Here is a 16,861-nt window from a genome sequence, read left to right as displayed (position 1 = left end):
TTAACAGATTGTCAACGAATACTTTAGACGAATATAACAAAAATATTGAAAGAAAAAACCTATACTACTGATTGATAACGCAATACTAACCCATAAACCAGTCTAAAGTAACCTTTAGACCTTCTCTAACGGTAAACTGTGGGGCATAACCCAATAGGTTTTGGGCTTTACTAATGTCTGCCAAGGAATCTCTCACATCACCTAATCGTGGCGGCCCATAAATAGCCTCCACATCAGATTGGGCTGAAGTTTTTAAAGCATCCCACAAGTAGTTTAAATCAATACGTTCACCGCAAGCTACATTAAACACTTGGTTCTTGGCAGCTTCTGAAGCAAAAAAACCTCGCACATTGGCTTGCACTGCATTGTCCACAAAAGTAAAATCGCGTGTTTGCTTACCATCACCATTGATGGTTGGTGACTTTTGATCTTTAATGGCTTGCATAAACAAAGGAATTACTGCGGCATAAGCACCATTGGGACTTTGCTTAGGCCCAAAGACATTAAAATAACGTAACCCGATAACATCAGTACCATAGGTAGCACCAAACACATTAGCATACAACTCATTAACATACTTAGTCACTGCATAAGGTGACAAGGGATTACCGATAATACCTTCTACTTTAGGTAGGTTCTTACTATCTCCATAAGTCGAACTAGAGGCTGCATATACCATGCGCTTAACGGTAGTGCTTTCTTTAAGCGCTATCATCATATTCAAAAACCCAGTAATATTTACCGCATTGGTTGTAGCAGGATCATTAATTGATCGTGGCACTGAGCCTAAAGCTGCCTGATGGCTCACATAATCTATACCATTCATAGCCCGTTTACAGGTATCCAAATCTCTAATATCTCCTTCAATAAGTTCAAAAGCAGAGTGAGACCCAAACTCACTTAAATTCTCTTTATACCCATTGGAAAAATTATCTAGTACCCTAACGGTTTTAGCATTGTATTTTAGTAAATATTCCACCAAATTAGAGCCTATAAAACCTCCGCCTCCGGTAACTAAAAAAGACAGTTTAGATAAATCTTGGGTATGATATGCGTTTTCGTACATGTTGTTTTATTGTTTATAGCATTGTATGTTTCTAAACTATTATCTAATATATCGACTGCGCTTAACACAGGCGGAGCTCAGTGTAACTACAACATAAAATTGTGCCTTTATGCTTCGACAAGCTCAGCATGACAAGATTAATAATTTAGTCATATATCTACGTTTCGAGCTCATATACTTCCTTCATCAATCTATCCTAATATCGGCAATCAAAGACTTTCCACTGTCAGTCTGAGCTAAGCCTGTACTGAGCGTAGTCGAAGTGTCGAAGCCCCTCCAAACTTTCCACTCCTCACTATTCACTCCTCACTCCTCACGTCTCACTTCTCACGTCTCACTCCTCACTTACAACCTCGCATCAACTAATACCTTAGGCAACAAGGACTTTACATCAAACACAACTCCAATATCTGATTTCAATTGACTTATATCCAAACTTAAAAATGAATTATGAGACACTGCTAATATAATCGCCTCATAAGCATCAGATAGTTCAGCTTCAGAACACAACAAATCTAATCCATATTCATGCTTCACCTCACTTTTGGACGCCCAAGGATCATACACATCTACATCAACTTGATACGATTGAAACTCTCGTATAATATCAATAACACGTGAGTTTCTAATATCAGGACAATTCTCTTTAAAGGTAATACCTAACACCAAAGCTCTTGACCCCTTAATGGTTGCTCCTTTTTTAATCATCATCTTCACTGTTTCTGAAGCCACATAACTACCCATGCTGTCATTCATTTTTCGTCCTGCCAATATAATCTCAGGAGTGTAACCACTCTCAATAGCTTTTTGCGCCAAATAATAAGGATCAACACCTATACAATGACCTCCAACCAAACCTGGAGTGAATTTTAAAAAGTTCCATTTGGTTCCTGCAGCCTCCAACACTGCTTGCGTGTCAATATCTAAGAGTCTGAATATTTTTGAGAGTTCATTCACAAAAGCGATATTAATATCTCTTTGGGAGTTTTCAATCACTTTTGCTGCTTCTGCCACCTTAATAGAAGGCGCCAAATGTGTTCCTGCAGTAATAATAGACTTATACAAATCATCTACTCGCTTAGCGATTTCAGGAGTAGACCCTGAAGTCACTTTTAATATTTTAGTTACTGTATGAGTTTTATCCCCTGGGTTAATTCGCTCCGGAGAATATCCAGCAAAAAAATTTGTATTAAACACTAGCCCTGATTCACGCTCTAGTATAGGCACGCAAATATCTTCAGTCACACCTGGATATACAGTAGATTCATAAATTACAATATCGTCTTGCTTTAGTACAGCGCCAACAGTTTCGCTGGCTTTAACCAAAGGTGTGAATATAGGCTTGTTTAAAGCATCAGTAGGTGTTGGCACAGTAACAATATAAATGTTAGACCCTGCAATCATATCCTTATCAGATGTTACAAACAATCCTTTTTCAGCATGCTCATCATAAGTAAGTACCGCTTTTAATTCATCTGTTTCTACTTCTAAGGTTTGATCGTTCCCTTCTTTTAGTTCAGCAATTCTAGCAGCATTAATATCAAAACCTACAACATGATATTGCTTAGCAAATTCAACTGCTAATGGTAAACCTACATAACCAAGTCCTATAATGGTTATTCTATCTGTTTTGGGCATCATTTAAGTTTTATTGATTGTAAAATATATCTCAAATCTAAAGAAAAACTCCAATTCTGCACGTATTTTTTATTGATTTCAACCTTATCTACCCAAATAATCGTTCTATTGTAAGTTTCTGGGTCAGACTGCATTGCCAAAAGCACATCTTCATCTTTATACTTTATTGTAGCGGGTCCTGTAATACCTGGTTTAACTTTTAAAATAACTCTATCCTCTCCTGTTAACTCATCAGCAAATCCTTGAACATCTGGTCGCGGCCCCACAAAACTCATATGACCAAAGAGCACATTAAACAGCTGCGGCAACTCATCTAACTTACTGTTTCGTAAAAAGCCACCAAACGTTGTAGCACTTTGATGCAAACGCCCTAAGTAATGAGGCTCTTTCTTTAAAGTCCTAATTTTATATATTTTAAAAAGCTTACCGTTTTGACCAACACGTTTTTGAGAAAACACGCCCCATTGCTGAGTATCTATACTAGATATTAAAATCAAGACCAAAATAGGCACAATCAAAAAAGGGAAAATCAGGATGCTTAAAAGAAAGTCAAAACATCGTTTTATTCTAAGCTGAGGTTTAGTAATCAAACTAAATGCGTTTTAAAAACATTTTAAACTTAGTCCAGACAGAAGCATTATCACTTTCATGATAAGCATTACCATAAACTCCATATCCATAACCGTAGCCATAACCGTAGCCATAACCATAGTTGTGATTGGTTTTATGCTTATAGAAGTTAAGCACAAAACTTATGTTTTTAAGTTCGCCTGCTCTATGCTTTGCATTTACAAGTTGCAACATTCCTTTTTTAGTATAATCCAATCGAATCATAAATATTGTTGCATCAGCAAATGAACTTAATTGCAGCGCATCTGTAACTAAACCTAAAGGAGGTGTATCAAGAACAATAAGATCATAGTCTTCGCGTAAAGAGGTTATTAAATTACTAAGCTTAGAACTCATTAATAACTCTGAAGGGTTTGGTGGTATAGGTCCCGAAGGGATAATCTCCAAATTAGGAATTTCAGTCTTAAACTTTACATCCTCTAATGTAGCTTCATCAATAATATAATTAACAATACCCTTATCATTCGCAATATTAAAATCACCAAATATCTTTGGTTTACGCAAGTCTAAACCTAACAAAACGGTCTTTTTACCACTTAAGGCATAGGCTGTTGACATATTAATGGAGCAAAACGTTTTTCCCTCTCCACTAACTGAAGACGTAACCATTAAGGTACGTCCATTACCCCCTTTTTGTTTGCTATAAATAAATTGCAAGCTAGACCGTATGGCTCTAAAAGACTCCGCTACTGCAGACTTAGGTTTTTCAAAAACAACTAAATTGTTCTTATAATTATACTTTCCAATCAGTCCTAAAATTGGAATTTTAGAAAGCTGTACAACCTCATCCGACCCATGAATGGTGTTATCTAATAAAAAGAGTACAAAAATTAAAAACATCGGAATGAAGAACCCAAGCATTAAAGCCATCATATAATTAAGACTCTTATTTGGACCTATTAGCCCTCCTCCAATATCTTTAGCTTCATCAATAACTGAAATATCCGAAACACTAGCTGCTTTAACAATAGCAGCTTCTCCTCGCTTAGCTAAATATACATCATAGGCCTGTTGACTTAAATTAAGCTTACGCTCAATCTTTAAGTACTCTTGTTGGTCTTCAGGGAGTTTGCTAAGCTCAGCTTCTAGGGCATATATCTCTCTATTTATTGTATTGATGTTAGAGCTAATGGTGTATTTAGTAGCATCAATAGCTTCTAACAACACATTCTTTTCAGAGTCTATTTTTCGATCAATATCATTAAATAACACATTACCTTCTTTAGCTACATACTCAAGATTTTGACGCTCAACAGATAACGCAATAATTTTACTCACTCCTGACACGATATTACCTTCCAAAATACCTACAGAGCTTGGTGCTGCTATTTTACTGTAGTCACCAGTTTTAGTTCTTAAATAAGTTTCAAGCGCATCTAAATAGTTCAATTTAGTTTCTTCTGCTTCCTTTGCGGTATCATACCCTCTTAGCTTGCTAAGGGTTTCTGTCATTTCACGATTAACATCAAACACCTTATTTTTCTTCCTAAAGTCGTTCATCTCATCTGTAACGTCTTTAAGATCAATATTTACCGCATTTAAACTACTATCAATAAACTTAATGGTATTAGTGGCATATTGGTTTTTTCGCTCTAATTCAGTACGCTTTAATATTGCTGTTGTGGTATTTAAATAGTCTACTATTTTACTTTTATTAAAACCACTCATAGCTAACTTCAATACTGATGAGGATTCTTTAGAATAAGGCGATATATCTACTGCATTTTTATAACTATTTACAACACTATCAAAATTCAAAAACTGAATATAAAACTCTGTTCCTGGCAGTGTGCGTTTATTGGGACGTAGTGTTAATGTTGCATTTAGAAATGGCAACTTAACTGGTTCTCCTAATTTAAATTGTTGTTTAAACTCTCCTACTGGAACATCAACCGAATACTTTGCTTTATCAAGGTAACGCTGCACTTGTCGTCTACCAGACTCAAAATTCATCACTACCTCATATTCTGTTTCAGTAAGAAATCGAATTAGAATAGGTTGTCCAAGGATTTGCCCTCTACTTTGATCTATATTAACAACAAAAGGAGCATCTTTATAGATATCTACTTTTCGGTACTTCCCTTCAACAAGGTAATTTAAATAAAACTGCAAGGAATCAACAACTAACTCATTGTGTCGCCTCGTATTAATGGTTGTCATTATTTTACCTACTTTTCCTGAGACACCTCCCCAATTAAAGGAGATACTTGTATTGGCTGTAAAAAAAGGATTCTGTTCGTTTTCAACCGAAATTAACGACTCTAATTTATATACATTTTGTTTTCTAACATTAATCCAGTAGGCCACAATGAGACCAATACCAATAGATAAAACAATTAGCTTCCAAAGATTTAAGGCTTTAAACAAAAACCCTTTAAAATCAAAACTTAAGCCTTTTTCTACGGTGTCGTCTATATCGTAATATTCCTCACTCGACATTTCTAGAGTCTGTTAATTAATAAAATAGTGGTTGTAACAAGAGACATTACCGCTACAATAGAAGCTAAAGTTTCACGACCTGTAGTTCCTGTTCCCCAAGATTTTTGCTTAAGGGGTTTTACATAAATCATATCATTAGGCATAATGTAGTAGTATGGTGAATCCATTACCTTAATATCAGTAAGATCTACATGATGGATTTCTTGACCATGAGGATATTGACGTATAATCAAAACATCCTTTTTATCACCTGTAACTGGTATTTCCCCTGAACTAGCAATAGCCTCAAAAATATTTACTTTATCTTTAAAGATAACCTGCACACCTGTATTACCAATTTCTCCCATAGTTGTATATCGCAACCCTGCTAACTTTACACTCACAAAAATATTTGCGGTTTCTTTAAACTGTTCTTTTAAAAGCAATTCTTCAATCATACCTTGTATCTCTTCAAGCGTATACCCCAAAACATTTAATTTTCCTAGTTGTGGAAAACGTATATTCCCATGATCATCTACTGTAAAGCCATCAAAATACGCACGCTCTTCACTTGTAGCTTGTAACACACCTGCTTCACTTATAGGATTAAAAATAGAGGCATTATTTTGATCAAGCACCTTTATTCGAATGTTTAACACATCGTTAATTTGCACCCTGTAAGGTTTAGGTTGTTCCTTAGCCAATTGAAGTGTATCAGAAGACGACTCATCTTTAGTTTGTAAATACAGTGTATCTTTATGTGGAATACAAGAGGTAAAACCAATTGCCATGAGTAACACTAGCAGTAAACATCTATTCATAGTTGCGTAACTTGTTGCCTCACAAATATAATCCATCAACAGGAATATCAAAACTATTCCTTCTTTTTTTAAGGATTATCCCGTTATTTGCAAAAAAATGACTTTTGAATTACTTAACCGTTGAACATATCTCAAAATCTTATGGAGTACTGGAACTCTTCAGTGACATTTCTTTTAGTATCCATAAAGATCAAAAAATAGCTTTCGTTGCTAAAAATGGCAGCGGAAAAACCTCTATCCTTAATATCATCTCAGGGGCAGACAGCCCTGATTCGGGTCAGGTGATTATGCGTAATGGGTTACGGGTTTCCTTCTTGTCGCAAACCCCAAACTTTGGGGACAGCAAAACTATTGAAGAGGCCATTTTTAATGCAGACCTACCCATACTCAACATCATATCCAATTATGAAAAGGCCTTACAAAACCCTGAGGACACTGAAGCCTACCAAAAAGCCTTTGAACAAATGGACATCCATAATGCCTGGGAGTTTGATGTGCAGTACAAACAAATTCTGTTTCAGTTAAAGCTAGAAGATATCCATCAAAGCATCAGCAAACTATCTGGTGGTCAAAAAAAGCGTTTAGCTCTTGCAAAAGTGCTTATCAATACACCTGATTTACTTATTCTAGATGAGCCAACCAACCACTTAGACCTTGAAATGATTGAGTGGCTAGAGCAGTATTTTGCAAAAGCGCAAATGACACTGTTTATGGTCACACACGACCGCTACTTTTTGGAGCGCGTTTGTAATGAAATTATTGAACTAGATCATGGCAAACTCTACACCTACAAAGGCAACTACTCCTACTATTTAGAACAAAAGGAAGCTCGAATTGCTTCTGAAGAAGTTGAAACAGGAAAAGCCAAACAACAGTACAAAAAGGAGTTAGAATGGATGCGCAGACAACCTAAAGCGCGTACCACGAAATCAAAATCTAGAATTGACGACTTCTTCGATATAAAATCCAAAGCACACCAACGCCGAAAAGACCACCAAGTACAATTGGAACTCAACATGGAACGTCTTGGAAGTAAGATTGTGGAACTACACAAAGTCTCAAAAGCCTATGAAAACAAAACTATTCTTAACGGCTTTGACTATGTCTTTAAAAAAGGCGAGCGTGTAGGTATTATTGGAAAAAATGGTACTGGAAAATCCACATTCCTTAACATGCTAACCAAAACCATAGCTCCCGACTCAGGTAAAGTTGTTATTGGTGACACCGTAAAGTTTGGGTATTACACGCAATCTGGAATCAAAATAAAACCTGAACAAAAAGTCATTGATGTTATTAGGGAATTTGGTGAGTACATCCCATTAAAAAAAGGACGTCAAATTAGCGCACAGCAACTCTTGGAGCGTTTTCTATTTGATAGAAAGAAGCAATACGACTTTGTTGAAAAACTTAGTGGTGGTGAACAAAAGCGTCTGTACTTATGTACTGTACTTATTCAAAATCCTAATTTTTTAATTCTGGATGAGCCAACTAACGACTTGGATATTGTGACTTTAAATGTGCTGGAAGATTTTTTGCTTGACTTTCCAGGATGTTTAATTGTGGTTTCTCACGACCGTTACTTTATGGATAAAATTGTAGACCACCTTTTTGTGTTTAATGGTGATGGCACCATTACTGATTTTCCAGGGAATTATACCGATTATAGGGTTTACGAAAGCTCTACTCCTCCTGAAACTTCACCTAAGGAAACCACTAAAGTTACAGAAAGCCAAAAGCAAAACGAAGCACAAAAACTCTCATACAACGAGCAAAAAGAACTCAAAAACCTTGAAAGTAAGATTCGTTCTTTAGAACTTGACAAAAAAGCACTTGAAGCTAAGTTTAACGACACAAGCTTATCTCAAGATAAAATCAACGCGTTATCACAATCACTTCAAGACATTATTGATGAGATTGCAACCAAAGAAAGTAGATGGTTTGAACTCTCAGAAAAACTAGAATCCTAAGACGCAAGACTCGTATGCATCAAGTGATTCAATATATAAAATTCTTATTTAAATCCACCAACCAACATGGTGTACACTCGCCTTTTGTATTTGGTTTGGTTACTAAATGTTTTTACGACACTACTGACTACCCTGACTACGAAAAGCTTAAATCCTACAGACAAAGTCTACTGAGAAATGACAGTTTAGTTTCAGTAACCGATTTAGGTTCTGGATCTAAACGCACAACATCTAATACTCGACAAATATGTGCCATTGCAAAAACATCAGGCACTACTTACAAACGTGCTAAACTGCTTTATAGGTTATCTCATTATTTTAAATTTAAGTCTATACTCGAACTTGGAACATCGGTTGGCATAGCAACCCATGCATTACATCTTGGAAATCCTAATGCAACACTTACAAGCATTGAAGGTTGCCCTAACCTAGCACTACTTTCAAAAACAAGATTTACCAACCAACCGAATATTACTATCATTTCTGGAGCATTCGACGAGCAGATTCCGCTTTTAAAAGCTTCAAACTACGATTGTATTTTCTTTGACGGCAACCATACTAAAGATGCAACATTGCACTATTTTGAAGCCTTACTACCTAAAGCCACAAACGATACTGTCTTTGTTTTTGATGATATCTATTGGTCTAGAGGTATGACTGAAGCTTGGGAAACTATAAAGCAACATCCTAAAGTGACAGTAACTGTTGATACCTTTTTTTGGGGCTTTGTGTTTTTTAGAAAAGAGCAAGCCAAAGAACATTTTACCATAAGACTGTAACAAGATTGTTGTTTTAGCGTCATATTAATCGCAAATATGTATCTTGCATAGCAACTATAGTTCAACTAAAAAAGTGATAATGGGTAACGTTATAGAAATACGTGATATTGTTAGAGATTTTCAATTAGGACAAGAAACCGTACATGTTCTTAAAGGCATCGACCTAGACATTGAACGCGGAGATTATGTCGCTATAATGGGACCTTCTGGATCAGGAAAATCCACGCTTATGAACTTATTAGGCTGTTTAGACACACCAACATCAGGTTCTTACAACCTTAACGGAAAAGATGTAAGTAAAATGAGTGATGACGAACTTGCTGATATTAGAAACAAAGAAATTGGTTTTGTCTTTCAAACTTTTAACCTCTTACCACGTACCACAGCATTAGACAATGTAGCATTACCTATGGTGTATGCTGGTGCTTCTAAAAAAGAACGTGTTGCAAGAGCCGAAGAAGTACTAAACGATGTAGGTCTAGCTGACCGAATGGACCACAGACCTAATCAGCTTTCTGGTGGTCAACGTCAACGTGTTGCTGTAGGTAGAGCTTTGGTTAACAAGCCTTCTATTATACTTGCCGATGAGCCAACAGGTAATCTAGATTCTAAAACCGGTTACGAAATCATGAATCTTTTTGATGAGATACACAAAGCAGGAAATACCGTTATAATGGTTACTCACGAAGAAGATATTGCTGCTCATGCAAAACGCGTTATTCGTTTACGTGATGGTATTATTGAAAGTGATACTAGAAACTAATTGTCATGCTTTGGATACTTTTAATTTTAGTTGGTGCTTTCATTCTTGTTAAAACTATTTTCACAAACAATCAACGCTTAAGAGAACGTCGTAATAAAGACACTATGTTTAATAAACGTCGGTTTAGACGTTAAAACATCCTTTACAATTTTCCAATAGAACTTTTAAACCTTACCTTGCATTTGCAAATTCCAAGATTCGGTTTAGCCACCTACCTCTTGTAATTCAGTAAACCCTGAAAGTTTAAAACATGAAAGTATACACAAAAACTGGAGACAAAGGCACAACAGCTCTGTTTGGAGGTACACGAGTACCAAAACACCATATAAGAATTGAAAGCTATGGCACTGTTGATGAGTTAAACTCCTACATTGGCCTGCTTAGAGACCAAGACATCAATACACACTACAAAAACGTATTAATAGAAATACAAGATCGCTTATTTACTGTTGGCGCTATTTTGGCTACCGACCCTGAGAAGGCTATTTTAAAAAACGGAAAGTCTCGATTAAATATTCCTAAAATTTCTGAAGAAGATATTACTTCTCTAGAGCAAGAAATGGACACCATGGATGCTGCATTACCACAAATGACACACTTTGTATTACCAGGAGGTCATCAAACCGTGTCATTCTGTCACATAGCACGCTGTGTGTGCCGTAGAGCCGAACGTTTAGCGTCTGCACTTAATGACTTAGAACCTTTTCAATCGGAAACTTTAATGTATTTAAACCGCTTATCTGACTACCTTTTTGTGTTGGCACGAAAGTTGACTTATGACTTGCAAGCCGAAGAAGTAAAATGGATTCCGAAAAAAGAATCGTAACATTTTTTGGGTATTTAAAAAACTTTGCTTTATTGATACTATCAAGTTCAAGAATTAGCAAATAGTTATACGCTCTTTGATTAATGACAATGTGCTATTTAAACTGTAAAAAAAGCACTACAAAACACTTTGTAACGTACTCAGTTTAAACAAAACATTAAATAATTCATTTTTTTCTTGACTTTTTGAACTAAAAATTTATTTTTGCAAAAAATTAAAACGCATAAGAAATGTATTGGACACTAGAACTAGCATCTTATTTAAGTGATGCACCTTGGCCAGCAACTAAAGACGAATTAATAGATTACGCCATCCGTACAGGAGCGCCTCTGGAAGTAGTTGAAAACTTGCAGGCTATTGAGGATGAAGGTGATTCTTATGATTCTATTGAAGAAATCTGGTCAGACTATCCTACGGATGAGGACTACCTCTGGAACGAGGACGAATATTAAACAAAATCAAAAAGAATAGTTAAAAAGTCTCATAATGAGACTTTTTTTGTGGACTATCCTTTTAAAAAACATAACACAAACCCTATCTTTGTAAGCCTTACTAAAGCAAACCAAAGATTACAATAACAACTTAAGACCGTATTACTTCGGTCTCATAAAAAATAGACTACATATGAGTTTTTTAGATTCAGTTTTAAAAGTATTTGTAGGTGATAAATCTAAACAAGATGTAAAATCCATTACACCAATTGTTGATAAGATTAAAACCTTTGCAAGTGCTCTTGAACAATTATCACACGATGAATTAAGAGCCAAAACCGATGCTTTTAAAGCTAAAATAGCAGAAGCGAGACAACCACTTCTAGAAAAAAAGGAACAACTCCTTAAACAAGCCGAAACCACTGAAGATATTGACGAGAGAGAAGACATCTACGTTGAAGCCGATAAAATAGAAGACGACATCTACCAAGTTACCGAAGATGTACTTAACGACATACTACCTGAAGCCTTTGCTGTAGTTAAGGAAACTGCTAAGCGTTTTGTAAGCAACACTGAAATTACAGTAACTGCAAGTACGTTTGACAGAGAACTTTCAGGAAGTAAAGAATACATTACTTTAGAAGACGATAAAGCAGTTTGGTCAAACTCTTGGGATGCTGCTGGTAAAGCCATCACTTGGGATATGGTACATTACGATGTACAGCTTATTGGTGGTGTAGCAATGCACCAAGGTAAAATTGCAGAAATGCAAACTGGTGAAGGTAAAACTCTTGTTGCAACCCTACCTGTTTACCTTAACGCATTAGCAGGAAAAGGTGTTCATTTAGTTACTGTAAACGACTATCTAGCAAAACGTGATAGCGCGTGGATGGCTCCAATTTTTGAGTTCCATGGTTTAAGTGTTGACTGTATAGACTATCACCAACCTAACTCAGCTGCTCGTAAAAAAGCTTACATGGCAGACATTACTTATGGTACAAACAACGAGTTTGGTTTTGACTACCTAAGAGATAATATGGCACACTCACCAGACGACTTGGTACAGCGTCCGCATCACTACGCTATTGTGGATGAGGTGGATTCGGTATTGGTTGATGATGCACGTACACCTTTAATTATTTCGGGTCCAATTCCGCAAGGAGACAGACATGAGTTTACTGAGTTAAAACCAAAAGTTGATAATATTGCTGGTGTACAACGTAAAATGTTAACTGGTGTGCTTGCCGAAGCAAAAAAATTAATTGCCGAAGGCGACACTAAAGAAGGTGGCTTTTTATTGTTGAGAGTGTACAGAGGTATGCCAAAAAACAAAGCATTAATTAAGTTTTTAAGTGAAGAAGGGATTAAACAACTCCTTCAAAAAACTGAAAACTACTACATGCAAGATAACAATAGAGAAATGCCTAAAATTGATGCTGAGCTTTACTATGTTATCGATGAAAAAAACAATCAGGTTGAATTAACTGATAAAGGTGTTGAATTCCTTTCAGGTGAAGATGATCCAAACTTTTTCGTGATGCCTGAAATAGGTGTTGAAATTGCTAAAATTGAAGCTCAAGGTCTTTCAAAAGAAGAAGAAGCTGAAGCTAAAGAAGATCTCTTTAGAGATTTTGGTGTAAAATCTGAACGTATCCACACGCTTAACCAATTGCTTAAAGCGTATGCTTTGTTTGAAAAAGACATTCAATATGTTGTTATGGACAACAAAGTAATGATTGTTGATGAGCAAACAGGTCGTATTATGGATGGTCGTCGTTATAGCGACGGACTTCACCAAGCTATTGAAGCCAAAGAAAATGTAAAAATTGAAGATGCTACTCAAACTTTTGCAACGGTTACGCTTCAAAATTACTTTAGAATGTACCGCAAACTTTCTGGTATGACAGGTACAGCTGTTACCGAAGCTGGTGAGTTTTGGGAAATCTACAAATTGGACGTTGTTGAAATCCCAACCAACAAACCTATTGCAAGAGATGATAGAGAAGATTTGGTTTACAAAACCAAACGTGAAAAATACAATGCTGTAATTGATGAAGTTACTGCCTTATCGCAAGCTGGTCGTCCAGTACTAATTGGTACCACATCAGTAGAAATTAGTGAGCTTTTAGGAAAAATGTTATCCATTAGAAAAGTACCTCACAATGTCCTGAATGCAAAATTGCATAAAAAGGAAGCTGATATTGTTGCTGAAGCTGGTAAAGCAGGACAAGTAACTATTGCCACCAATATGGCTGGTCGTGGTACTGACATTAAGTTAAGCGAAGACGTAAAAGCTGCTGGAGGATTAGCTATTGTTGGTACTGAGCGTCATGACTCGCGTCGTGTTGACAGACAGTTACGTGGTCGTGCAGGTCGACAAGGAGATCCAGGAAGTTCGCAATTTTACGTATCTCTTGAAGACAACTTAATGCGCTTATTTGGTAGTGAGCGTATTGCGAAAATGATGGATAGAATGGGATTACAAGAAGGTGAAGTAATTCAGCATTCTATGATTTCAAAATCTATTGAGCGTGCTCAGAAAAAAGTAGAAGAAAACAACTTTGGTGTTCGTAAACGTTTATTAGAATATGATGACGTAATGAATGCACAACGTGAAGTGGTTTACAAACGTCGTCACCACGCATTATTTGGTGAGCGCTTAAGAGTGGATTTGGCAAACATGATTTACGATACTTCTGAAGGTATTGCACAAACCAACAAAGACGCTAACGACTTTAAAAACTTCGAGTTTGAGCTTATTAGATACTTCTCTATGAGTTCGCCAATTACTGAAGCAGAGTTTTCTAAACTTTCAACTCAAGACATTGCAGGAAAAATCTATAAAGCGGCATTTGAACATTATCGTGAAAAAATGGAGCGTAATGCAGAAATTGCATTCCCTGTAATTAAAAATGTATACGAAAACCAACGTGATAAATTTAAGCGTATCGTTGTTCCTTTTACTGATGGTGTAAAGAACTTACAAGTAGTTACCGATTTAGAAAAAGCTTACGAAACCAACGGTAAGCAACTTATCAACGATTTTGAAAAGAATATTACTTTGGCTATTGTTGACGATTCTTGGAAAACGCACTTACGTAAAATGGATGAGCTTAAACAGTCTGTACAATTAGCTGTTCATGAGCAAAAAGATCCTTTATTAATCTATAAGTTTGAAGCTTTTGAATTGTTTAAGCAAATGCTAGACCAAGTTAATAAGGATGTGATTTCATTCTTGTTTAAAGGTGAATTACCTACAGAAACGCAAAACACCATTCAGGAAGCTAGAGCTAGAAGAAAAGAAAATCTTGAAACTTCTAAAGAAGAAATTCCAAATATGGATGAGCGTTCTGCGCAAAACAGAGCTGCAGGTAACACACAACGTCAACCAGAAGTTATAGAAACTATTGTTCGTGATAAACCAAAAATTGGTCGTAACGATAAAGTCACCATAAAACACGTTATGAGTGGTGAAAATAAAACTGTAAAATACAAGCAAGCAGAACCCTTAATTGCTAAAGGTGAATGGGTTTTGATTGAAGAGTAAAACCTTATAAATAGTTTATCATAGTCCTGATACATTTATGTGTCAGGACTTTTCATTTGTATAAATATAGTACAAGGGATTGCGCATTTACTAGTAATCAAAACCACGGTTTTTGAGTATTTTTATCACCAAAACAAACTTGAAAATGCAGATTAAAACCATAACAACTTCCCTACTCTTTTGTATCGCCTTATCAATAATCAGTTGTAAAGAAGCTACAACAACAGCTTTAAACACTAGTAACACATTAAAACACAAAGCTGTTTTAGAATACCAAATACAATCAAAATTAGGAGAAGGCTCGTTTTGGAACTACAACACCCAAGAACTCTATTGGGTAGATATTCAAGGAAAAACATTACATATTTACAACCCTAAAACCAAAACCAATAAAAGTTTAGCTATGCCTTCTATGATTGGTACTGTAGTTCCTTCAACTCAAAGTAACAAAGCCATTATTGCATTGCAAGATGGAATATACAGTATTGACACCAACACTGGAAATTTACAATTACTTTCAGATGTAGAACAAGCCATAACTACCAATCGTTTTAATGATGGAAAATGCGACCCAAGTGGTCGTTTTTGGGTAGGTTCTATTGCCTTTGATGAAACTCCACACGCTGCAAAACTGTATATGTTGGACAACAACCAAAATGTCATTTTAAAAAAAGATAGTGTTACTATATCCAACGGAATTGTTTGGACCAAAGACAAAACCACTATGTATTATATCGATACGCCAACAAGCGAAATAAAGGCTTACGATTATAATGATGCTACAGGAGCTATATCAAATGAACGTGTTGCAGTAAAAGTGAGTGATACACTTGGTTATCCTGACGGAATGACCATTGATGAAAACGATAACCTTTGGGTTGGTTTATGGAATGGAAGCGCTGTTGGATGCTTCAACCCTAAAACTGGTAATTTGATTACAAAAATTGAAGTTCCTGCGCTTAATGTAACATCTTGTGCCTTTGGTGGAAAAAACCTAGACACGCTTTACATTACCACAGCAACCAAAGATATGGGTACTGAACAACTAAAACAGTTTCCATTAGCTGGTTCAGTATTTAAAGCTGTTCCTGGAGTAAAAGGTGTAAAAGGACATTTTTACAAAGAGTAACTCTTTGATAATTTGTTTTTTAAAAAAAATAAACGATATTCGTTCCGCTAAATAATCATTTTTTTTAAAGACAATAACTCTAACCAAATCAAAACCATGAAAAAAACTGCCTCTATTTTAATGATGCTATTAAGCATCACGATGTCATTTGCTCAAACAGAACTTACTGATGATGACGCTGAAGCAAAGCTTCTTGTTAATAACGACAGATTAATTGTACTAGACTTTTATGCTACTTGGTGTGGACCATGTAAGCGCATGGAACCTATCATTAAAGAGTTAGAAGCAAAATATAAAGATAAAGTTGACTTTTATAAAGTTGATGTTGATAAAAACAAAGTAGATGATGCGTTAAATGTTACAGCAATGCCTACGTATTTTTTCCTTAAAAACAGCTCTAATTTAGAAGTTGTTGAAGGCGCAATGAGTAAAGCTGAAATGGAAGACTTGATTCTAAAACATATGGGTGGCGCTGTTGCTTCTAGTTCATCAAACACTATTGATGTTGACGATTTTAGTCAATCCAATATTGACAAATATTGGGATTCCTCTAACAGCTTAAACAGCTTAGCTTGGAATGCCTACAAAAATTATAGTGACATCAAAATTCTATTAAAAGCTATTAAAGCTGTAGAGCGTTCAATTGAACTAGACCGAAATTCCCATAATACTGATACATACGCTGCGTTGTTATACAAAACTGGAAATTACACCAAAGCTTTAAAAATGGCAAAGGAATCTATTGACATTGCTAAAACAAGTGGAGAAGACTATCAAATAACTACTGAACTTATTGAAAAAATTATTGATGAGATGTAAAGCTTAAAGGCTATTCATTAAACATAT

Annotated in this window: 14 protein-coding genes; 9 read left to right on the top strand and 5 right to left on the bottom strand. The window is 35.8% G+C overall.

Translation table 11 applies throughout. The features are described 5' to 3' along the window. Window positions 1-85: 85 nt before the first annotated feature. The 5 genes from DMZ43_RS11040 to DMZ43_RS11020 form a co-directional block, all read right to left on the bottom strand. On the bottom strand, window positions 86-1,066 hold the full coding sequence (locus tag DMZ43_RS11040) for an SDR family oxidoreductase (RefSeq protein ID WP_131508233.1): 981 nt from the start codon (window positions 1,064-1,066) through the stop codon (window positions 86-88). 345 nt (window positions 1,067-1,411) lie between these two features. Then, window positions 1,412-2,704: a nucleotide sugar dehydrogenase gene (locus tag DMZ43_RS11035; protein WP_131508231.1), complete on the bottom strand. Its 1,293-nt coding sequence runs from the start codon at window positions 2,702-2,704 to the stop codon at window positions 1,412-1,414. Further along, window positions 2,704-3,294 (bottom strand): sugar transferase, encoded by a 591-nt coding sequence (locus DMZ43_RS11030; protein ID WP_238155813.1) that lies wholly within the window; start codon window positions 3,292-3,294, stop codon window positions 2,704-2,706. Before DMZ43_RS11030 ends, DMZ43_RS11035 begins: the two co-directional genes overlap by 1 nt. Window position 3,295: 1 nt before the next feature. Beyond that, window positions 3,296-5,773 (bottom strand): polysaccharide biosynthesis tyrosine autokinase, encoded by a 2,478-nt coding sequence (locus DMZ43_RS11025; RefSeq protein WP_131508229.1) that lies wholly within the window; start codon window positions 5,771-5,773, stop codon window positions 3,296-3,298. A gap of 2 nt (window positions 5,774-5,775) precedes the next feature. Continuing rightward, window positions 5,776-6,573 carry a polysaccharide biosynthesis/export family protein gene (locus DMZ43_RS11020; protein ID WP_131508228.1) on the bottom strand — a complete coding sequence of 266 codons (798 nt, stop codon included), beginning with the start codon at window positions 6,571-6,573 and terminating at the stop codon, window positions 5,776-5,778. Between the two features lie 104 nt (window positions 6,574-6,677). Here DMZ43_RS11020 and DMZ43_RS11015 point away from each other — a divergent pair, with 104 nt between their 5' ends. The 9 genes from DMZ43_RS11015 (at window position 6,678) to DMZ43_RS10980 (ending at window position 16,834) form a co-directional block, all read left to right on the top strand. Next, window positions 6,678-8,540 carry an ABC-F family ATP-binding cassette domain-containing protein gene (locus tag DMZ43_RS11015; protein ID WP_131508226.1) on the top strand — a complete coding sequence of 621 codons (1,863 nt, stop codon included), beginning with the start codon at window positions 6,678-6,680 and terminating at the stop codon, window positions 8,538-8,540. 14 nt (window positions 8,541-8,554) lie between these two features. Continuing rightward, window positions 8,555-9,319, top strand: coding sequence for an O-methyltransferase (locus DMZ43_RS11010; RefSeq protein ID WP_131508224.1), 765 nt, complete (start codon window positions 8,555-8,557; stop codon window positions 9,317-9,319). A 79-nt stretch (window positions 9,320-9,398) separates the two neighbouring features. Continuing rightward, window positions 9,399-10,082, top strand: coding sequence for an ABC transporter ATP-binding protein (locus DMZ43_RS11005; RefSeq protein ID WP_129761373.1), 684 nt, complete (start codon window positions 9,399-9,401; stop codon window positions 10,080-10,082). Between the two features lie 5 nt (window positions 10,083-10,087). Beyond that, complete coding sequence (locus DMZ43_RS15095; RefSeq protein WP_255421388.1) at window positions 10,088-10,216, top strand: hypothetical protein; 129 nt, start codon at window positions 10,088-10,090, stop codon at window positions 10,214-10,216. A 116-nt stretch (window positions 10,217-10,332) separates the two neighbouring features. Continuing rightward, the gene (locus DMZ43_RS11000; protein WP_131508222.1) at window positions 10,333-10,908 is read left to right on the top strand and encodes a cob(I)yrinic acid a,c-diamide adenosyltransferase; all 576 of its coding nucleotides are present in this window, start codon (window positions 10,333-10,335) and stop codon (window positions 10,906-10,908) included. A 230-nt stretch (window positions 10,909-11,138) separates the two neighbouring features. Next, window positions 11,139-11,360, top strand: coding sequence for a DUF2795 domain-containing protein (locus DMZ43_RS10995; RefSeq protein ID WP_010177336.1), 222 nt, complete (start codon window positions 11,139-11,141; stop codon window positions 11,358-11,360). 172 nt (window positions 11,361-11,532) lie between these two features. Then, window positions 11,533-14,886, top strand: a complete 3,354-nt coding sequence (gene secA / locus DMZ43_RS10990; RefSeq protein WP_131508220.1) for a preprotein translocase subunit SecA — start codon at window positions 11,533-11,535, stop codon at window positions 14,884-14,886. Window positions 14,887-15,031: 145 nt separating this feature from the next. Continuing rightward, complete coding sequence (locus DMZ43_RS10985; protein WP_131508218.1) at window positions 15,032-16,015, top strand: SMP-30/gluconolactonase/LRE family protein; 984 nt, start codon at window positions 15,032-15,034, stop codon at window positions 16,013-16,015. Between the two features lie 96 nt (window positions 16,016-16,111). Next, window positions 16,112-16,834, top strand: coding sequence for a co-chaperone YbbN (locus DMZ43_RS10980; protein ID WP_238155812.1), 723 nt, complete (start codon window positions 16,112-16,114; stop codon window positions 16,832-16,834). Window positions 16,835-16,861 lie beyond the last annotated feature (27 nt).

The organism is Meridianimaribacter sp. CL38 (assembly GCF_004328055.1).
Lineage (GTDB): Bacteria > Bacteroidota > Bacteroidia > Flavobacteriales > Flavobacteriaceae > Gaetbulibacter_B > Gaetbulibacter_B jejuensis.
Note: the sequence above shows the minus strand (reverse complement) of the source record. Positions and strands in the feature narration are given on the sequence as shown.